The sequence below is a fragment of the Kitasatospora sp. NPDC032150 genome (genome assembly GCF_055579945.1).
In genome coordinates, this window is sequence record NZ_JBVIMH010000006.1 from 128,843 (window position 1) to 148,856 (window position 20,014).

Below are 20,014 nucleotides of genomic sequence, written 5' to 3' on the forward strand. Positions count from 1 at the left end.
CCTCTCTCTGGTCGTTCCCCGCATTTCGGACAAGCCGCACTTCGGCCCGAGAGCGATCGGCACAGGCTTGCCCGCTTGTGAACGTGAACACGTTCACAAGGCAGTATCTCCCATGCTTACGACAGCGCGGACAGTGGGGGGTGGGTCTCGGATGGCCGGACGGATCATCCGGCGCGGCTGTGACCTGCGACGAGAAGCGGACGGCACGGCAACCGCGGGCTTCTTGGCCGGTCAGGAGCCTGACAGGGCGACTGCGCGGCGGCCCTCGGGGCAAGGGCCGGACGGGCACTCCTCGCGGGCAGATCGGGTCTCCCCCGGGCTGCCTGCCCGCCCCGGAAGGACGGCCCCAAAGGCCCCACCCGGAAGACGTGCCCGAAATGCCTGCCGCGGGAGAGATGCCCTGGCGGCGGGGCCGCCCGTTCGCTCAGTGGCTCTGTGCGGGGATGTGGACGCGGAAGGCGGCACCCCTGCCCGGGGCGGTGGAGAGGGTGAGGGTGCCGTCGTGGGCGTGGACCAAGGCGGTGGCGATGGCCAGGCCGAGGCCGGCGCCGCCGCCCTCGTGGCGACTGCGGGAGGCGTCGACGCGGTAGAAGCGCTCGAAGACCTGGGCGGCCTGCTCCTCGGTCAGACCGGGGCCCGAGTCGGCGACCTCCAGCAGGCAGTGGCCGTCGCCGGTGGTGCCGACCCCGATCCGGACGGCGGTGCCCGAGGGGGTGTGCTTGACCGCGTTGCCGACCAGGTTGGTCACCACCTGCCGCAGCCGGGCCTCGTCGCCGAGCACCGGAGCGGGCTGCGGGGCGCCGCTGCCGTCGGGCCCGGTGAGGGAGACCGGGCGGCCGGGGTCGAGCGCGGTCAGGTCGTGCAGGGCGTCGGCGGCCAGCGTGCGCAGGTCCATCGGTGCCAGGTCGAGCGGGCGCTCCTCGTCGAGCCGAGCGAGCGTGAGCAGGTCCTCGACCAGCCCGCTCATCCGGACGGCCTCGCTCTCGATCCGGTCCATCGCCCGGTCCACGTCGGGCAGCGCGCCCATCCGGTACAGCTCCGCGAAGCCCCGGATGCCCGCGAGCGGGGTGCGCAGCTCGTGCGAGGCGTCGGCGACGAAGCGGCGCATCTTCGCCTCGGACTCGGCGCGGGCGGCGAACGCGGCCTCGATCTGGGTGAGCATCCCGTTGAGGGTCGCGGAGAGCCGTCCCACCTCGGTGCCGGGCGGGAGTTCGGGCATCCGGTGCGAGAGCCGTCCGGCGGCGATCAGCTCGGCGTCCTGCTCGATCCTGGCGAGCGGGCGCAGCCCGGCCCGTACCGCGATCGCGCCGAGCGCGGCGATCAGCACCAGGACGGCGCCGCCGATGGCCCAGAAGGACGCGCGCAGCTTGGCCACCGTCGCGTCCACGTCGTCCATCGAGACCGCGGCCAGCACGTAGGAGGGGGCGGCGAACGGGTTGCCGCCGGTGTGCAGCAGCGGGAGCACGACCACCCGCCAGCGCCCCTGGCCGGTCTGGTCGGGAAGGTCGAATCCGGTCAACTCTCCCGCATGCTGGCCAAGTTGACTCTTCGTCAGCTTCCCGAGATCGGGTGCCGGATCGGTCTCGGCGATCGGCTGCCGCATGGTCTGCTGGACCGTGCCGTCGGCGGACAGGTACTGCACCACGTACTGGCTGGGCAGGAACTGGCCCGCCCGGTGCAGGTTCGGGCTCGGGTTGTTCTGGCGGTTGCTGCCGGGGGCGCGGCGCGACAGCGGTCCGGCGAACCGGAGCAGTTGCTGATCGGCCCGGTCGGCGAGCTGGACGCGGACCGTCCCGAGGACGACGGTGTCGCTCACCACCAGCCCGGTGGCCACCAGCAGCACCGCGAGCACCAGCAGCCTCGCCCGCAGCGACAGCCGGGTGAACCGGGACAGCCGGGCGGACCTGGTCAGGCGGGTGAGCCGGGGCAGCCGGGCGGACCTGGTCAGGCGGGTGAACCGGGGCAGCCTCGGCAGTCCGGGGAGCTTTCTGGGCAGGCGGAGGCGGCGCACGGGTTCAGTGCTGGGGCGGGCGGCGCAGGGCGTAGCCGATGCCGCGCACGGTATGGATCAGCTTGGGACCGTGCGCGGGCCCGGAGTCGAGCTTGCGGCGCAGGTAGGAGATGTACGACTCGACGATGGAGAGGTCGCCGCCGAAGTCGTACGCCCAGACGTGGTCGAGGATCTGGGCCTTGGAGACCACCCGGCCGACGTTGGCCATCAGGTAGTGCAGCAGCTTGAACTCGGTCGGCGAGAGCGAGATCGTCTGCTCGCCGCGGGTGACCTCGTGGGCGACCGGATCGAGGGTGAGGTCGCCGACCACCAGCCGGCCGTCCTCCGCGGGGCCGCCGGCCCGGCGCAGGATGGCCCGGATCCGGGCGATCAGCTCCTCCAGGCTGAACGGCTTGGTGACGTAGTCGTCGGCGCCTGCCGCGAGCCCCTGGACCTTGTCGCCGGTGCCGTCCTTGGCGGTGAGGAAGAGCACCGGGACGTGCTCGGCGGCCTGCGGCCACTGGGCCTGCTGGCGCAGCCGCTCGACCACGGTGAAGCCGTCCAGGTCGGGCAGCATCACGTCGAGCACCACCAGGTCGGGCCGCTCGGCGGCGACGGCCTGCAGCGCCTCCTCGCCGGTCGCGGCGGAGGCCACCCGGAAGCCGGAGAAGCGCAGGCTCGCGGAGAGCAGCTCGCGGATGTTCGGCTCGTCGTCCACCACCAGCAGGAACGGTTCGCCGCCCGAGCCAGCCTGACGTGCGGGCACACCCGCTGTGGCGGTACCGCTGGCTGTCGAAACTGTCCCTTGCACTGCTGTTCCGCCTCCCGGTCGGACGATGCATCCTCGTTGGACGATAGCCCGGGGAGGCTACGCGTGGTTGATGAGGACGGGATTAGACGTACATCGACCAGGTAACGCCCACGGGCGCGGGGCCGTCCTAGGCCGACCGCGTGCGCGCCGTGGCGCGCCCGGCGCGCCACGGCGGACGAGGCTCCCCCGCGCCCCATCGAAGCATCAGGCAGCCGCGGCCGAGGTGGCAGCCGCGGCCGTGGTGGCGGCCGCCCGGGCGTGGGCACGCTTGCCGTAGGCGATGGTCCAGACGATCAGGGCGGCCGTGGCTCCGTAGGAGAGCACGGAGTTCACGGCGACCATCGCGCCGCTGCTCAGGACGTACGAGAGGACGATCCGCAGTGCCGCCTCGGCGATCGAGCCCAGGCCCCAGACCAGGGTCATCGTGCGCTGGACCTTGCGGAAGCCTTCGTAGGCCCACAGGCCGTTCCAGTGGTCGATCGACTCGCGGGAGCCGTCGGTGGCGAACTTGCGGCCGAAGTAGAACATCAGCGGGCGCGGAGCGGCCAGCGTGGCCAGGCACACCAGGCCGAAGAGGCCGGTGATCGCCGAGTCCTTGACCAGGAGCAGCCGGGCCGAGTGCGGGCCGACGAGGGTGACCGCCAGGGTGAGCGCGACGATGATCAGGCTGAAGATGCCGAACTCGTCGATCTTGCGCTGCCAGGCGATGCTGATCAGCATGCCCAGGATCGGCCAGGCCGCCGAGGCCAGCAGCGCGGTGTAGTCGGGGTACCCGTGCGATTTGAGCTGACTTTCGGTCAGGATCGGCGCGACGATGTTGAAGATGATGGTGAACACCCAGCCGAGCGCGGCCGCGCCGCTCCGCCGAGCCGGAGTCTGGTCCGACACGATTCCCCCGATGATCATTTGATTTTGCCGGACCGGACAGTAGTGGATCTTGTGTTCGCTCCACCAGCCTTTGGCCCGGTTCCACCGCCCACGGGGCCGGGCCCGGCCGATGGGGGATCTGCCGGGCCCGGGTTCGTCCGACGACTGCGGGGTTCAGCCGTTGGACGGGTTGGACGGGTTGGACGGGTTGGACGGGTTACGGGCTCCGCCGAGGCCCCCGCCGCCGAAACCGCCACCACCGAAGCCGCCGGGGCCACCGGCTCCCTCGGTGAGCTGGGTGGCCGCGTAGCCGCCGGAGGAGTCGGGGGTGCCGATCACGGTCACGCTCTGGCCGGGCTGGAGGTCGGAGACCTTGCCCTCCTTGTTGAGCTGGACCTTGGTGCTGTCGCCGGTAGTGACCTTGACGGTGTTGCCGTTCGCGTCGGTGAGGTAGACCGTGCTGCCGTCCACGGCCTTGACCGTGCCCCGGGTGAAGCCGGCCCCGCCCTGGCCGCCCTGGCCACCGCCGCGGCGGCCGCCGGCCTGGCCGTAACCGCCCTGGCCGCCGCCGAAGCCCTGGCCGCGCTGGCCGGCGGCGCGCTGGGTGGTGTTGCTCTTCCCGTTGCCCTGCTCGTACCAGGCACCGCCGGCGAAGGAGAACACCGCGATGGCCGCGCCGGCCAGGGCCAGGGTGACCCAGGGCAGCTTGCGGCGCGGCGGCGCGGCGAGTTCGGCGGTGATGTCGCGGGCGTCCGGCGGGGTGGCCAGCAGCTCGACGTGCGCGGCGGGGTCGGCCGGCGCCGCGGGCTGCGCCGACGGCTCGTGTTCGGAGGTCATGTGGCCTTCTTCTGCTCGTCTCAGGGGTCTGCTCTGGGGGCTGCTCGTGGGGGGGGTCTACTCGTGCCGGAGGGCGTCGATCGGGCGCAGCGAGGCGGCCCGGTTGGCGGGATAGCTGCCGAAGAACAGGCCGATGGCCACCGCGATGGCGAAGGCGCCGAGCACCGACTGCGGGATGACCACCGGCTTGATGCCGACGATGCTGAACTGCGAGCCGACGATCCCGGCCAGCACCCCGAGCCCGGCGCCGAGCACCGACAGCAGGGTGGACTCGGTGAGGAACTGGCCCAGGATGACCGCCTTGGGGGCGCCGAGCGCCTTGCGGATGCCGATCTCCCTGGTCCGCTCGGTGACGGTGACCAGCATGATGTTGGTGATCCCGATCCCGCCGACCAGCAGCGAGATCGCGGCGACCGCGCCGAGCAGGACGGTGAACGTCTTGGTGGTGCTCTCCCGGGCGGTCAGCAGCGAGGTCTGGTTGCTGATCCGGAAGTCCACCTTGCTCGGGTCCGAGATCCCGTGGCTGCCCATCAGGATCCGGGTGATGTCGCTCTGCGCGGCGGTGGTGGCGTCGGCCGAGGACGCCTGCACCAGGATCTGGTTGACCGAGCCGAAGCCGGTGAAGGCGTTCTGCACGGTGGGCAGCGGCGCGATCACCACGTCGTCCGGGTCGTTGAAGCCGGTGCTGCCCTTGGTGGCGAGCACGCCGACCACGGTGAACGGGGTGCCGCCGACCACGATCCGCTTGCCGACCGGGTCCTCGTCCGCGAACAGCTGGGCGGCGGTGGTGGAGCCGATCACCGCGACCTTGCGGGAGTTCAGCACGTCGTCGTTGCTGAAGTAGTCGCCGTGCGCCACCTTCTGGTTGGCGGTCTCGAAGTACGCCGGGTAGGTGCCGATGATCGAGCCCGGGGTGTACGAGATGTTCCCGTACAGCGCGGTGGCGGTGGTGGTGACCACCGGGGCGACCGACTTGATCGACGGTGCGTCGGTGGCGGCGGCCAACGCCTTGGCGTCGTCCACGGTGAGCTTCTTGGCTGCCGAGCCGCCGCCGCGGGCGTTCATCGAGGAGACGGTGAGCGAGTTGGTGCCGAGCGAGGTGATCGAGTTCTTGACGGCCTGCGAGGAGCCGTTGCCGACCGCCAGCAGCAGGATCACCGAGGCCACGCCGATCAGCACACCGAGCATGGTGAGCGCCGACCTGACCTTGTTGGCGGCCAGGCCGCCGAGTGCGAAGCGGAGCATCTGCCAGACGATCACGGGCGGGCTCCGGTGAGTTCGCGCAGCGCGGGCGGCGGCCCGTCCACCGGGGCCTGCCGGACGTCGGAGATGATCCGCCCGTCGACCATCCGCAGCACCCGCTTGGCGTGCTCGGCCACCTCGTCCTCGTGGGTGATCAGTACGACGGTGCGGCCGGTGGCGTTGAGGCCGTCGATGATGGCCAGCACCTCCTTGGTGGAGTGGCTGTCCAGGTTTCCGGTGGGTTCGTCGGCGAGCAGCATCGCGGGTGCGGTGACCAGCGCGCGGGCGACCGCCACGCGCTGCTGCTGGCCGCCGGAGAGCTGGTTGGGCCGGTGCCCGGCGCGCTCCAGCAGGCCGACCAGCGAAAGCGCGGCGAGCGCCCGGCGCTTGCGCTCGGCGGCGCGCACGCCGGCGTACGCCAGCGGGAGTTCTACCTGGGCGAGCGCGGTGGTACGGGGCACCAGGTTGAAGGACTGGAAGATGAACCCGATCTTGCGGTTGCGGACCAGGGAGAGCTGCTGCTCGTCCAGGTGCCCGACGTCGATGCCGTCCAGCAGGTAGCGGCCGGAGGTCGGGACGTCCAGGCAGCCCAGGATGTTCATCAGCGTGGACTTGCCGGAGCCCGAACTGCCCATCACCGCGACGTAGTCGCCCTGGGCGATGTCGAGGCTGACGCCCTGGGGCTCGCCGGTGCCGGGCGCGAGCGGGCCGCGCAGGGCGTGCACGGTCGCGTCGCCGTGGCCGTACGCCTTGGTGAGGTTGCGGATCTGGATCACCGGCGGCTGCTGGACGGCCCGCTGCCGGGCCTCCGGGGCGGCCGCCGTCTGGGAGGGTGTCATCCGCGACCGCCCCCGCCACCGCCGTTGCCGCCACCGCCGTTGCCGCCACCGCCGTTGCCGCCACGGCCGCCGCCGAAGCCGCCACCGCCACCGCCGCCGAATCCGCCGCCACCACCGCCGCCCAGGCCGGGGAAGGAGCCGCCGGGGAAGCCGTTTCCGGTGCCCGCGGTGGTCGAGGTGAGCTGGACGTGCTCGCCCTCGGTCAGCCCGGAGACCACCTGGACCGTGGAGTCACCCTCCACCCCGGCGGTGACGTCCACCCGCTCGGTGCTGCCGTCGTCGTGCACCACGGTCGCGGTCCGGGAGTCACCGGTGCCCGAGAGCGCGGCGGTCGGGACGGAGAGCGCGTTGTCGGCCTCGCCGGTGACCACCGAGATGGTGGCACTGAGACCGGTCCGCAGCGAGCTGGTGTCACCGTCGATCTGCAGCACCGCGCCGTACTGGACCGCGCTGGAGGACCCGCCCGCGCCACCGCTGCCCGAGCCGACCGGCAGCGAACTCACCGACAGCACGGTCGCCTTCAGCTGGGTGTCGGACTTCGCGTTCAGGGTGACGGTGGCCGCCTGGCCCTTCTTCAGCTTCAGCGAGTCGAGTTCGGAGAAGGACGCGGAGACCTGCATCCCGGCCGGGTTGGTCAGCACGATGAAGCCGCTCGGCGTGCTCGTCGTGCTCGAACCCGAGCCGCTGCCACCGGACTTGCCACTGCCGCTGCTGCCGGCACTGCCGCCCGAGCCGGAGCCGGCGGAGCCCGAGCTGCCCGCGACGGTGTCGCCGACCTTGCCGCCGACGGACGCGACCGTGCCGTCCTCCGAGGCGACCAGGCTGGTGCCGGCGAGCGCCGCCTTGGCATTGGTGAGCCCGGCCTCGGCCGTGGTCAGCTGCTGCTGGGCCTGGGCGACCTGGGCCGCATCCACCTTGGTGGTGGTGACGGTGGTGGTCTTGGGGGCGGCCGACGCGCCTCCCCGGCCGCTGCCACTGCTGCTGCCGCTGGCGGGGACCTGGGTGGTGGTGGTCTCGCCGTCCTGCGCCTTGGTGAGGTTGGCCTGGGCGGCGGTGAGCGCGGACTCGGCCGCGGTGACCTGCTGAAGGGCCTGCGTGGTGTCCACGGTGGCGAGCAGCTGGCCCTTCTTCACCGTGTCGCCGACCGCCACCTTGATCGCGGTCACCTTGCCGCCCGTGGCGAAGTCCTGCCCGGCGTCGCCGGGGGAGGAGAGCGTGCCGGAGCCGGAGACCGTGGCCAGCACGGTGCCCTTGGTCACCGTGGCGGTCCGGGTCTGCGGCCGGCCCGCGGCCGTACTGGTACCGCTGCCCAGCGTGGCGTACGCCAGGGCGGCACCACCCAGCAGGACCACGCCGAGCGCGGAATTGACGAGGACGGCACCACGCCGTCGCGGGAGCACCTTCATGGGGGTCAGCGTGACGCGGTGCTCTTGCCAAGTCCTGGGGCAGACCTGGGAGCGAGCTGACGCCAGCAATCCGGACATTCAGCCTCATACCGGGTCCCGGGCGGCCGGAACGCTTCCTCCCGCTTGGGCAGCGGTTGATCGACCTCTCAGGGATTTCCCAGCGTTTCCGGTCCGCTTTCTGATCCGGTCCGGCCCCTCCTGGGGCAGCAGCCGTCAGGGGCGGGCCCGTTGGCCCCGGAACTCTCGGCGGTCGGCCGGCCCGCGAAGTGGTCCGTGTAGGCCTGCGTATCGAAGTGGGTGTCCGGCCGCGCGCCTCACACCACCCTCGACGACGCAGGGGCACGGCGCGCCGATGCGCGCGCCGTGCCCCTGCCGGTCGGGCCCGCGGGAGGTCAGAGCTCCTTGCGGAAGGCCGCGGCGGTGGCCAGGAAGATGCTGTTGGCCTCGGTCTCGCCGATGGTGACCCGGACGCCCTCGCCCGGGAACGGACGGACCACCACGCCGGCCTCGGCGCAGGCGGCGGCGAAGTCGAGGGTGCGCTCGCCCAGGCGCAGCCAGACGAAGTTGGCCTGGGAGTCCTCGACCGTCCAGCCCTGCTCGACGAGACCCGCGGCGACCCGGGCGCGCTCCTGGACCAGTGCCTCGACGCGCTCCAGCAGCGCGTCCTCGGAGCGCAGCGAGGCGAGGGCCGCGTCCTGGGCGATCCGGCTGACGCCGAACGGCACGGCGGTCTTGCGCAGCGCGGTGGCCACCGGCTCGTGCGCGACGGCGAAGCCGACCCGCAGGCCCGCCAGGCCGTACGCCTTGGAGAAGGTGCGCAGCACGCAGACGTTGGGGCGGTCGCGGTAGAGGTCGATCCCGTTGGGGACCTGCTCGTCGCGGATGAACTCGATGTACGCCTCGTCGATGACGACCAGGACGTCGCTGGGGACGGCGTCCAGGAAGCGCTCCAGCTCGGCGCGGTGGATCACCACGCCGGTGGGGTTGTTGGGGTTGCAGACGAAGATCAGCCGGGTCCGGTCGGTGATCGCGGCGAGCATCGCGTCCAGGTCGTGCGCCTCGTCGGCGGTGAGCGGGACGGCGACCGGGGTGGCACCGGCGACCTGGGTGATGATCGGGTACGCCTCGAAGGAGCGCCAGGCGAACATGACCTCGTCGCCGGGACCGGCGGTGGAGAGCACCAGGGACTGGGCGACGCTGACCGAGCCGGTGCCGGTGGCGATGTGCTCGGCGGGGACGTCGAAGCGTGCGGCCAGTTCGGCGGTGAGCTCGGTGACCGCCATGTCGGGGTAGCGGTTCAGCGAGCCGGCGGCGGCCACGGCGGCCTCCAGCACGCCCGGCAGCGGGTCGTAGGGGTTCTCGTTGGAGGACAGCTTGTACGAGTCGGCGCCGGCGGGCTTACCGGGCTTGTAGGTCGGAATGGCGTCCAGGGTCGGCCTCAGCCGGGGCCCCTGCGCTGCCGTCTCGCTCACGGTGCACTCCTTCTGCTCATTGCTGTTCGTGCGGCGGGTACGTGCCGCCTGGTGGCCGCAGTGCGATCGGTGCCCGGTGCCGCGGGGGTCGCCGCGCGGTGTCGAACCCTTCCGACGCACCCGTTCCGCCCCGGTCGGGTGCCTTGAACGATACCGATCGCGCTCACCCGTAGGAGTGAGATGGTCCTCGGGGCCATGGACGCGGATCAGCCATTCTGCCGGGTTCCGACGGCACATGTCAGAGGCAGGAAGCCGGAATTGGCGCGGATATCCAAGGGGACCACCACGACACTTCTTGGAGAAACGGTACTTCTCACCCGGTTGACGCCCCGGACACGGACCGCCGCCATGCGCCATACGATCGGTCAGCCATGACAGCAGCAGCCAATCAGAGCGGTCGGCGACCCACCTCCCGGCGTCTGGAGCGGGCCGGCATCCGGGATGTGGCGGCAGCCGCCGGAGTGTCGATCACCACTGTCTCGGACGCCCTCAACGGCAAGGGCCGCCTGCCCGACGAGACCAGAAGCCGGGTGCGCGAGGTGGCCGAGCGCCTCGGCTACCGCCCGTCCGCGGCCGCCCGGACCCTGCGCACCGGCCGGTCCGGACTGATCGGGCTGACCGTGACCACCTACGGCGAGGAACCGTTCACCTTCACCGAGTTCGCCTACTTCGCCGAGATGGCCCGGGCGGCGACCAGCGCGGCGCTCGGCCGCGGGTACGCCCTGGTGGTGCTGCCCGCCTCCTCGCGGCACGACGTCTGGAGCAACATCGCGCTGGACGGCACCGTGGTGATCGACCCGCCCGACCAGGACCCGCTGGTCAGCGAGCTGTACCGGTCGGGCGTACCGGTGGTCAGCGACGGCAAGCCCGGCAACTGCCCGGTCACCGCCTGGGTGGACAACGACCACGAGGCCGCCGTGCTGGGCATCCTGGACCACCTCTCCGAGGCCGGCGCCCGCCGGATCGGTCTGCTCACCGGGACCAGCACCGACACCTACACCCGGCTCTCCACCGAGGCGTACCTCGCCTGGTGCAAGCGGGTCGGCCAGGAACCGGTCTACGAGACCTACCCCGCCCACGACCCGGCCGCCGGCGCGGTCGCCGCCGACCGGCTGCTGGCCCGCCCGGACCGCCCCGACGCGGTGTACGGCCTGTTCGACCCCAACGGCACCGACCTGCTCGCCGCCGCCCGCCGGTACGGCCTGCGGGTCCCCGACGACCTGCTGCTGGTCTGCTGCAGCGAGAGCGACGTGTACGCGGGCACCGAGCCGCCGATCACCACCCTCTCGCTCAAGCCGCGCCGGATCGGCACCACCGTGGTCAACCTGCTGATCGACGCCATCGAGGGAGTCGACTCCGGCACGGGCGTGGCGCTCACCGACCTGACCGGGGGCACCCGGCTCTTCCCGCCGCGCTTCCGCACCGCCGGCACCGGACCCCCGCCGGGCACCCTGATGCCCACCGAGCTGATCGTGCGGGCATCCTCACAGCGCCGCAGTCCCCGGACCACCATCAGCGCCCCCCGCCCACCGGGCGAGGTTTGAGGGCCTGCCCGGCGGATCTTTCCGGGCAGGCGGCGCCGGACAGGCCCTGGACCGCCACACGATGGGACAAATCGGGGCGTACACCGCCCCGGTTGAGGCGCCGGAAGCACCGTCCGTGCCCGCTCGGAGCGGGTCGGCGAGACTCTCCGGCCGATTGGATACCGACCAGGTGAGGACGCCGGGAGAGTGGTCTTCCTATGATGGGCGAATGACACCCGAGGACCGCTTCCCCGGGCCTGAACTGCCCGACTCAGGCCCCCACCACCCCCAGGACCTCGACGTGCTCCCGTACGGCTCCTACTACGAGCCTCCCGAGCCGCCGCCCGGGTACGGCTACGACACCACTTACAGCGGCTACGGCGGTGCCCGCTTCCTCGAACAGCACTGGCCGACGCACAGTCACCCCGACGACGTGACAGTGCAGATGGTCCACCGCGAGCCGCTGCCGGCGCCGGTCCACCACGAGGACCGGCCGACCATCGAACTGGGTCCACCGCTCGCTCCGCCGCTGCCCGAGGAAGTCCACTTCCCGTACCCGCAGCCCACCCCCGGCGAGGCCCCGGGCCCGCTGTACGTGGTCGGCGACGTGCACGGCTATCTCGACGAACTGCGGGCCGCGCTGCACCAGCAGGGCCTGATCGACGCCGAGGGCCACTGGTCCGCCGGTCGCGCCCGGTTGTGGTTCCTCGGCGACTTCACCGACCGCGGCCCCGACGGCATCGGTGTCATCGACCTGGTCATGCAGCTCGCCGCCGAGGCCGCCGCCGCGGGCGGCTACTGCCGGGCCCTGATGGGCAATCACGAACTGCTCTTCCTCGGCGCCGCCAAGTACGGCGACGAGCCGGTCCAGTCCACCGCCGGCACCGCCTCCTTCCTCGCCGCCTGGCGGCTCAACGGCGGCCAGCAGCAGGACCTGGACCGCCTGGAGCCGCACCACATCAGCTGGCTCTCCCGGCTCCCCGCGATGGCCCTCGAGGACAACCACCTGCTGCTGCACTCCGACACCACCGCCTACCTGGAGTACGGCGAGTCCATCGCCGAGGTCAACGACGCGGTGCACCACCTGCTCGCGGACGAGGGCGCGGACGAGTGGTGGGACTGCTTCCGCCGCTTCACCAAGCGGTTCGCCTTCCGCGGCCAGGCCGGGCCGATGGCCGCGCACGAGCTGCTCGCAGCGTACGGCGGGCAGCGCGTGGTGCACGGGCACAGCCCGATCCCGTACCTCACCGGCTCCACGCACGCCGAGGAGGGCGTGCCGCCGCACATCCCCGGCCCGTACATCTACGCGGACGAGCTGGCCATCGCGATGGACGGCGGGGTCACCATGGAGGGGCGGCTGCTGGTCGCCCGACTGCCGCTCAACTGACGCCGGATCAACACCTGGCGCCCGGCCCGGAGTCTCCGGCCGGGTGCCGGCGCTTTCGAACGGCCGCACCAGAGCGAACGGCCGTCCGATACCACAAGGGTGCTCGTACCACTGAAAATCTGGAAACCGACTGTCAGTCACTCACTGCTCGCCCCTACCATCGATGCACCATGCCGGGCCGGGTCCCGGTCGCCCCGAGCGCCGGCACCCGACGGTCCACCGGCATGGTCCAGTCCACCTCCGTGATCCAGCGGAACGGGGTACCCATGACCACCACCCCACATCTGCTCGCCGAGGACCGCCCGGACTTCGAGCGCATCCTCGACGAAGCCCTGCGCGCCCCGGAGATACTCGCTGCCCTGGCCGGGGCCGGCCCGCACCTCACCGCCGCCCAGCTCCGCACCAAGGCCCTGCTCGCCGCCGACACCGCCGCGGCCGGCGCAGCGGACGAGTACCTTCGCTACACCGGGATGCGCACCGGGATGCGCACCGCCCGGCGCCACCAGGAGGACGCCCGGCCCCGGACGCGGCCGGAACCGGAGCCGGCCCCCGCGCCGGCCGAACAGGGCGTCGGGGTGCTGCCCGCGCTCACCGTGCTGGCGCCGATCCTCTCCTGGTCGGCGGCGGCCGTCCTGCTGCTGCTCGGCTACACCCTGCGCGCCACCAGCCCCGCTCTCGCCCTCGGACGGGCCGTGGTGACCGCCGGGTGGACGGCGCTGGCCGTCGGCGTCGCCACGCTGGTGGCCGGCGCGGTCGGACTGTTGCTCACCGCACTGCGCGACAGCACGGCACCGCCGCCGTACGCACCGCCGCAGACGGCAGCACAGCCCCAGGCGGCGGCACAGCCCCGGGCGGCAGTCGGGTCGGCGCCCGACGGCGGCACCGGCGGCGGCCGGACGGACGCTCCCACGCCACCGGACGGCCTCGCCGAGGCCCGGCTCGCCTGGCACACCGCGCTGCTCGAACGCGCACTGCTCCCCTACCTGGGTGCCAACCTGAGCGCCGAACCCGCGCTCCCCGCCCAACCGGCCGCCCGCCCCAACCCGCCGGAGCTGCTCAGTCCCGGCTACAGCCGCGCGGCCTTCGGCAGCCCGGGCTTCACCAGCCCGGGTGCCGAGAACCTGACCGACCCCGAGGGCCGTACGCCGCGTACCGCCGAGTTCAGCAGCCCGGGCTACAGCCCGCCGGGCTTCACCGGACCGGACGAGGTCTGACCGTCCGGCTCCGGCTCGTGGTCTCGCGGCGGGCGATGGTCCCGTCTCAGCGCCGCGTCTTCTCCGCCGGTCCGTGCGGCTTCAGAGCACATGCGGCCGGGCCGGGCCAGGTGAACCGGTCTACGGCTCGGCGGAGGCGCGGCCAACCGCCCCCGCTACGTCCTACTTCTCCTCCGGCTCCCAGGCGCGGAGCAGGTCGAGCAACCCTGCGTCTCCGTCAACGTGCAAGGAGTCGGCCGGGATACGGTCGTACAAGTAGAGGACCAACTCACTGGCCGTGCCATGGATGGAGGCGCCGGCTGCGTCCGAGTCCTCGCCGGTCGCGGCAGTGGGCGCGGGGATGCGGGTGGAGCGCGCGCCGTCGCCGTCGACCGTGAGGCGCCAGGAGCGGCCCTCGGCGGCGTGGAAGTCGAAGGCCGTGGGATTTCGCAGCCGACGCGGCGGGCGCGCGGCCGGGCCGCGCGCCCTCGGATGGCGCGGTCTCCTCGTTCTGGAACGACCGGTTACAGCGTCGCGAGGTTGGCGGCCAGGTCGTCGAGCCCGTAGGAGCCCTGGGAGAGCGCCTTCATGTGCCAGGCCTTGAGGTCGAAGGCGCCGCCGTGCCGCTTCCTGGCGGCCTCGCGGCCCTGCAGCCAGGCACGTTCACCGAGCTTGTAGCTGATCGCCTGACCCGGCCAGCCGAGGTAGCGGTCCACCTCGCCGGTGCGGCGCTCGACGGAACTGCCGTGGTAGGCGGCCATGAACGCGGTGGCCAGGTCCGGAGTCCAGCGCTCGCCCGGGTGGAATGGGGAGTCGGCGGGGATGGCGAGTTCCAGGTGCATGCCGATGTCGATGATCACGCGGATGATGCGCAGCATCTGCTTGTCGAGGTAGCCGAGGCGGCGGCCCGGGTCGGAGAGGAAGCCGAGTTCGTCCATCAGCCGCTCCGCGTACAGGGCCCAGCCCTCGGTGTTGGCGCTGACACTGCCCAGGGTCACCTGGTAGCGGCTGAGCCGGTCGGCGACCTCGACCCAGCGGGCCAGCTGGAGGTGGTGGCCCGGAACGCCCTCGTGGTACCAGGTGCTGACGATCTCCCAGGTCGGGAAGGTGTCCTTGCCGAGGGTCGGCAGGTAGGTCCGGCCGGGGCGGCTGAAGTCGAGGCTGGGACGGGTGTAGTGCGGCGCGGGGGAGCTGCCGGGGGGCGCGATCCTCGACTCGACCCGGCGCAGCGGCCCCGAGATGTCGAAGTGGGTGCCGTCCAGCGCCGCTATCGCCTCGTCCATGATCTGCTGCAGCCAGACCCGGATCTCCTCCTCCCCCTTGATGACGTGGCCGTACTCGTCCAGGTGGTGCATGGCCTCCAGCACGGTGGCGCCGGGCAGGATGCGGCCGGCCTCGGCCCGCATCTCGGCCAGGTTCCGGTGGAACTCGTCCCAGGCCCAGGCGTACGCCTCGTCGACGTCGACGTCGGCGCCGGTGGAGAAGCGGGCGGACCGCAGGTAGCGCTCCCGGCCGACCGGGTCCGGGACTCCGGCGGCGGCGGGCAGGTACGTCCCGTGCAGCCAGTCGCGGAACTCGCCGACGGCGGCGCTCGCCCCGACGGCGTCGTCGTCCAGCCCGGGGCGCTGCCCGGTGGCGCAGCCGGAGACGAAGTCGGCGAACCAGCTGGTACCGCCGGTGTCCCGGCCGGTCCAGGCGTCGAGTTGGCGGATCACGGCGCCCACCTGGCGCGGGGCGGAGAGCAGACCGCGCGAGATCCCCTCGGACAGGGTGGCCCGGTAACCGTCCAGCGCGCCGGGGAGGTTGCGCAGCCGGCCGGCCACCGCCGCCCAGTCGTCCTCGGTCTCGGTGGGCATCAGGATGAAGATGGAACGCAGCCGCTGCACCGGGGAGTTGAGGTTGCGCAGCGAACGGTAGTGGTCGCCGGCGTCGTGCACGGCGAGTTCGGCGGTGAGCCGCTCGCGCAGCAGCCGGGCGCAGGCCTGCTCGGCGGGGTCGGCTCCCGCCTCCTGGCCGTCGAGCCTGCCGAGGGTGCCGCGGGCGAGTTCGGCGAGTGCCTCGAAGCCTTCCGGCGACAGGTCGGGCTGCCGGTCGTCCCCCGGGTTCAGCCCCAACGCGGTGGCGACCGACGGGTCCTGCGCGGCCACCCGCTCCACGTGGTCGTCGGCGATACGTCGTGGTGTGCTCAAGTCAGCTGACATTCCTTCATCTTGGCGCTCCGGCGGCCCGGCCGTCAGCACCCGACCCCGCTCCGGCTGCCGACTTGGGTTTTCCACCGCCGAACGCCGGCCCGGGACAGGGCACTTAACGGCCTCGTCCGGCCGGGACACGCGCGACAACGAAGCGGTGCCCCGAGCGGCCGAAGCTGCTCGGGGCACCGGGGCTGCCCCGGAGCCCCGTCCGGGTTTCCGAGGCAGCCCTGACAGTCGTGGTGTCAGTCCGCCAGCGGGAGGTAGACCCGGTTGCCCTGGGCCTTGAACTCCTCGGACATGGTCTTCATGCCCTCGACGGCCGTCTCGTCGTACTCCGGCGAGGCCCCGCCGCCGAACTTCTCGTTGATGGATTTGCTGATCTTCATCGAGCAGAACTTCGGCCCGCACATGGAGCAGAAGTGGGCCGTCTTGGCGGGCTCGGCGGGGAGGGTCTCGTCGTGGAAGTCACGCGCGGTCTCCGGGTCCAGGGCCAGGTTGAACTGGTCCTCCCAGCGGAACTCGAAGCGGGCGTCGGAGAGCGCGTCGTCCCAGGCCTGGGCGCCGGGATGGCCCTTGGCGAGGTCGGCGGCGTGGGCGGCGATCTTGTAGGTGATCACGCCGGTCTTGACGTCGTCGCGGTTGGGCAGGCCCAGGTGCTCCTTGGGCGTGACGTAGCAGAGCATGGCCGTGCCCCACCAGGCGATCATCGCGGCGCCGATGCCCGAGGTGATGTGGTCGTAGCCGGGGGCGACGTCCGTGGTGAGCGGGCCGAGGGTGTAGAAGGGCGCCTCGTCGCAGATCTCCTTCTGGAGATCCATGTTCTCCTTGATCTTGTGCATCGGGACGTGGCCCGGGCCCTCGATCATCACCTGGACGTCCTTCGAACGCGCGATGCGCCCGAGCTCGCCCAGCGTCTGCAGTTCGGCGAACTGCGCCTCGTCGTTGGCGTCCGCGATCGAACCCGGACGCAGGCCGTCACCGAGCGAGAAGGTGACGTCGTAGGCGCGCAGGATGTCGCAGAGTTCCTCGAAGTTGGTGTAGAGGAAGTTCTCCTTGTGGTGCGCCAGGCACCAGGCCGCCATGATCGAGCCGCCGCGCGAGACGATGCCGGTCTTGCGACGGGCCGTCAGCGGGACGTAGCGCAGCAGTACGCCCGCGTGGACGGTCATGTAGTCGACGCCCTGCTCGCACTGCTCGATGATGGTGTCGCGGTAGACCTCCCAGCTCAGCTCCTCGGCCTTGCCGTCGACCTTCTCCAGCGCCTGGTAGAGCGGCACGGTGCCGATCGGCACGGGGGAGTTGCGCAGGATCCACTCGCGGGTGGTGTGGATGTTGCGGCCGGTGGAGAGGTCCATGACGGTGTCGGCGCCCCAGCGGGTCGCCCAGGTCATCTTCTCCACCTCCTCCTCGATGGAGGAGGTCACCGCGGAGTTGCCGATGTTGGCGTTGATCTTCACCAGGAAGTTGGTGCCGATGATGGCCGGTTCCACCTCGGGGTGGTTCACGTTCAGCGGGATGACGGCCCGGCCGGCGGCGACCTCGGCCCGGACGAACTCCGCCTCCAGGCCCTCGCGCAGCGCGATGAACTCCATCTCCGGTGTGACGATCCCCCGCTTCGCGTAGGCGAGTTGGGTGACCGCGACGCCGTCCCGGGCGCGCAGCGGACGGCGCGGGCGGCCCGGGAAGACCGCGTCCAGGTTGCGCAGGTTGCCGCCGCGCGGCGAGGTGTGCCGGATCCCGTCGTCCTCGGGGCGGGCCTCACGGCCGTCGTACTCCTCGACGTCGCCGCGCTGGCGGATCCACGCGTCGCGGAGCGCGGGCAGACCGCGGCGCACGTCCGGCTCGTACGCGGGGTCGGTGTACGGCCCTGAGGTGTCGTACAGCGGCACGGTGGCGCCGTTGGTGAGCCGGACCTCGCGGTACGGCACCCGCAGGTCGGGCCGGGAGCCCTCGCGGTACGCCTTCCGCCATGCCGGGGTCGGGTAGCCGGTGCTCGCGCTGGTGACCTTGGCGGTCGCCTCCGGCTCGCGGGCAGGCTGCTGTGCATCAAACGTGGTCATCTCGGACCTCTACTCCCTACGCCGGCATTACCCGGTCAGGTTCCTGCGGTCGGCGCAGCGTTCGGTACGCGCGTACCGGTCAGCGCCCTCTCAGCCCGGTGCTCCGAGCTCCCGTTTCGGCAGGCGGTGTTGCCTGCGTGAGACGTCCAACACCGTAGCGGGCGAAACCCGGGCGGTCCAGACGGGTTCCGGCCGTGCGCGGTGAGGGGCACACTGGGGCCATGGTGGGTAACACGGGCCGGGTCACCGGCAAGGTCGGTGCCGGTCTGGTCGGCGAGGTGCTGGTGCACGTACCGGAGCGGTGCGGGACGGAGGCGTTCCTGGCGTACCCGTCGGTGCCGGACGAGACGCTGCCGCTCGGTACTCCGGTGGTCGTGGTGGAGTACCAGCCGCCGCGCACGGTCTACGTGGCCCGCGCACTGGCCTGAGCACCGCCGCCCGTGCGCCGGCCCGAACACTGCTCCGGCCGGACGGCACAAGTCCAAGTCACCCGTATTGTCATCGCGTTGACGCAATCTTGACGGGTTCGATGCAGAACACGGACCGTCCCGGCTTCACATTGGATCTCATCAGGCGCAGAATCTCCTGCTGCCACCGCGTTCCGCGCCATCCTGCACAACAGAGCGCAGCCACGGAACCGGTGCCCTGAAGGGGGAGAATGCCGATGTTGATCGGCGTTGTGGGAGCGGTCGTCGCTCTTGTGGTCATCGTGACCGTCTTCAAGCTCATGTGGCGGGTAGCCGAACCCAACGAAGCACTGGTCATCTCCGGGTCCAAGCACCGCGCCGAGGGGGTCGGCGAGGGCCTGGGCTTCCGGATAGTCACCGGCCGCGGCACGCTGGTGGTGCCCGGCGTGCAGGCGGTCCGCCGACTGTCGCTCGACCTGAACGAGGCCGAGCTGGACGTCGAGTGCGTGACGTCGCAGGGAATTCCGGTACACGTCAAGGGCGTTGTGATCTTCAAGGTCGGCGATGACGCGGTGTCGATCGCCAACGCCGCCCGCCGCTTCCTGGACCAGCAGAAGGCGATGGGCCAGCGGGTGCACAACGTGTTCGCCGGTCACCTCCGCTCCATCGTCGGCAATCTGACGGTCGAGGACATGATCCGTGACCGCGAGCGGCTGACCGGTGAGACCCGGGCCGCGTCCGGCACCGAGATGGAGAAGCTGGGTCTGATCATCGACTCGCTGCAGATCCAGGAGATCCTCGACCCGACCGGCTACATCAAGAACCTGGCCGCGCCGCACGCCGCCGCCGTCCAGCGGGACGCCCGCATCGCGGCCGCCGCGGCCGACCGGAAGGCCACCGAGGCCGAGCAGGAGGCCGCCGCGCGCAAGGCCGAGGCGACCCGCAACTCCGGTATCCAGCAGGCCGGTTACCAGGCCGAGCTGGAGAAGGCGACGGCCGCCGCGATGCAGGCCGGACCGCTGGCGCAGGCCGCCGCCCGGCAGGAGGTCGTGGTCCAGGAGACCAAGGTGGCCGAGCTGGAGGCGCACCGCAAGGAGCAGCAGCTCCAGGCGGACGTCCGCAAGCCCGCCGACGCCCGGGCGTACGAGACCCGCACCAAGGCCGAGGCCGAGCGTGACGCGCGGATCTCGGCGGCCGAGGCGGACGCCAAGGAGACCGAGCTGAAGGCCGCCGCCGAGGCGAACCGGTTGAAGATCGGCGCGGCGGCCGAGGCCGAGGCCACCCGGGCCCGGGGTCTGGCCGCCGCCGAGGCGACCAAGGCGACCGGCCAGGCGGAGGCCGCGGCGGCCGAGGCCAAGGGTCTCGCCCAGGCCGAGGCGGCCCGCGCGCTGGGTCTGGCCGAGGCCGAGGCGATCAAGGCCCGCGCGGCCGCCCTCGCCGAGAACCAGGAGGCCGTGGTGGCCCAGCAACTCGCCGAGAAGTGGCCCGAGATCGTCCGCGCGGGTGCCGAGGCCTTCGGCAACGTGGACCACATGGTGCTGCTGAACGGCGCCGATGGCATGGGCGAGATGTTCGCCAAGGCGCTGACCATGGGCGGCACCGGCCTCGGACTCGCCCGCCAGCTGCTCTCCGCGATGAACGCGGGCGGCGGCGAGGCGGGGGCGGCGGACGCCGCGCCGACGGCCCCGGCCGCGGCCGCCAAGCCCGTTGCCCAGGCGATTCCGGTGCAGGAGCAGCGGAACTGATTCCACCGCGCACTGAATGAGCCGGGCCCGGCCACCGTCGTCT

Annotated in this window: 15 protein-coding genes and 1 pseudogene; 5 read left to right on the plus strand and 11 right to left on the minus strand. The window is 72.1% G+C overall.

Translation table 11 applies throughout. The features are described from left to right. Positions 1 to 424: 424 nt before the first annotated feature. The 8 genes from ACZ5ON_RS09940 to hisC form a co-directional block, all read right to left on the minus strand. The gene (locus tag ACZ5ON_RS09940; RefSeq protein WP_465588312.1) at positions 425 to 2,011 is read right to left on the minus strand and encodes a HAMP domain-containing sensor histidine kinase; all 1,587 of its coding nucleotides are present in this window, start codon (positions 2,009 to 2,011) and stop codon (positions 425 to 427) included. Between the two features lie 4 nt (positions 2,012 to 2,015). Continuing rightward, positions 2,016 to 2,756, minus strand: a complete 741-nt coding sequence (locus ACZ5ON_RS09945) for a response regulator transcription factor (protein ID WP_465588315.1) — start codon at positions 2,754 to 2,756, stop codon at positions 2,016 to 2,018. Between the two features lie 249 nt (positions 2,757 to 3,005). Further along, a complete protein-coding gene (locus ACZ5ON_RS09950; RefSeq protein WP_465588321.1) occupies positions 3,006 to 3,689 on the minus strand; it encodes a VC0807 family protein in 684 nt (227 codons plus the stop codon). Between the two features lie 153 nt (positions 3,690 to 3,842). Further along, complete coding sequence (locus ACZ5ON_RS09955) at positions 3,843 to 4,505, minus strand: single stranded DNA-binding domain-containing protein (RefSeq protein ID WP_465588323.1); 663 nt, start codon at positions 4,503 to 4,505, stop codon at positions 3,843 to 3,845. A gap of 57 nt (positions 4,506 to 4,562) precedes the next feature. After that, complete coding sequence (locus tag ACZ5ON_RS09960) at positions 4,563 to 5,765, minus strand: ABC transporter permease (RefSeq protein ID WP_465588326.1); 1,203 nt, start codon at positions 5,763 to 5,765, stop codon at positions 4,563 to 4,565. Beyond that, positions 5,762 to 6,586 (minus strand): ABC transporter ATP-binding protein, encoded by an 825-nt coding sequence (locus ACZ5ON_RS09965; protein WP_465588329.1) that lies wholly within the window; start codon positions 6,584 to 6,586, stop codon positions 5,762 to 5,764. The genes ACZ5ON_RS09960 and ACZ5ON_RS09965 overlap by 4 nt, the downstream gene beginning before the upstream one ends. After that, complete coding sequence (locus ACZ5ON_RS09970; protein ID WP_465588332.1) at positions 6,583 to 7,992, minus strand: efflux RND transporter periplasmic adaptor subunit; 1,410 nt, start codon at positions 7,990 to 7,992, stop codon at positions 6,583 to 6,585. Before ACZ5ON_RS09970 ends, ACZ5ON_RS09965 begins: the two co-directional genes overlap by 4 nt. A gap of 392 nt (positions 7,993 to 8,384) precedes the next feature. Continuing rightward, positions 8,385 to 9,464: a histidinol-phosphate transaminase gene (gene hisC / locus ACZ5ON_RS09975; RefSeq protein ID WP_465588335.1), complete on the minus strand. Its 1,080-nt coding sequence runs from the start codon at positions 9,462 to 9,464 to the stop codon at positions 8,385 to 8,387. 371 nt (positions 9,465 to 9,835) lie between these two features. On the opposite strand from hisC, the gene ACZ5ON_RS09980 reads away from it, so the two are divergent. The 3 genes from ACZ5ON_RS09980 to ACZ5ON_RS09990 all read left to right on the plus strand — a co-directional run bounded on the left by ACZ5ON_RS09980 (position 9,836) and on the right by ACZ5ON_RS09990 (position 13,588). Further along, positions 9,836 to 11,008, plus strand: a complete 1,173-nt coding sequence (locus tag ACZ5ON_RS09980) for a LacI family DNA-binding transcriptional regulator (RefSeq protein WP_465588338.1) — start codon at positions 9,836 to 9,838, stop codon at positions 11,006 to 11,008. A gap of 208 nt (positions 11,009 to 11,216) precedes the next feature. Continuing rightward, positions 11,217 to 12,374, plus strand: a complete 1,158-nt coding sequence (locus ACZ5ON_RS09985) for a metallophosphoesterase (RefSeq protein WP_465588341.1) — start codon at positions 11,217 to 11,219, stop codon at positions 12,372 to 12,374. Between the two features lie 266 nt (positions 12,375 to 12,640). Further along, complete coding sequence (locus ACZ5ON_RS09990) at positions 12,641 to 13,588, plus strand: hypothetical protein (RefSeq protein ID WP_465588343.1); 948 nt, start codon at positions 12,641 to 12,643, stop codon at positions 13,586 to 13,588. 162 nt (positions 13,589 to 13,750) lie between these two features. Here the strand turns inward: ACZ5ON_RS09990 and ACZ5ON_RS09995 are convergent. The 3 genes and pseudogenes from ACZ5ON_RS09995 to thiC all read right to left on the minus strand — a co-directional run. Further along, a pseudogene (locus ACZ5ON_RS09995) lies at positions 13,751 to 14,011 on the minus strand (hypothetical protein); the annotation flags it as partial. Positions 14,012 to 14,091: 80 nt separating this feature from the next. Beyond that, entirely contained in the window at positions 14,092 to 15,768 is a 1,677-nt protein-coding gene (locus ACZ5ON_RS10000) for a DUF885 domain-containing protein (protein ID WP_465588346.1), read from the minus strand. Positions 15,769 to 16,001: 233 nt separating this feature from the next. Next, the gene (thiC, locus tag ACZ5ON_RS10005; RefSeq protein WP_465588349.1) at positions 16,002 to 17,819 is read right to left on the minus strand and encodes a phosphomethylpyrimidine synthase ThiC; all 1,818 of its coding nucleotides are present in this window, start codon (positions 17,817 to 17,819) and stop codon (positions 16,002 to 16,004) included. Between the two features lie 221 nt (positions 17,820 to 18,040). Between thiC and ACZ5ON_RS10010 the strand changes: the two genes are divergently transcribed. Further along, positions 18,041 to 18,247: a hypothetical protein gene (locus ACZ5ON_RS10010; RefSeq protein WP_465588352.1), complete on the plus strand. Its 207-nt coding sequence runs from the start codon at positions 18,041 to 18,043 to the stop codon at positions 18,245 to 18,247. 230 nt (positions 18,248 to 18,477) lie between these two features. Next, positions 18,478 to 19,971, plus strand: coding sequence for a flotillin family protein (locus tag ACZ5ON_RS10015; RefSeq protein WP_465588355.1), 1,494 nt, complete (start codon positions 18,478 to 18,480; stop codon positions 19,969 to 19,971). Positions 19,972 to 20,014 lie beyond the last annotated feature (43 nt).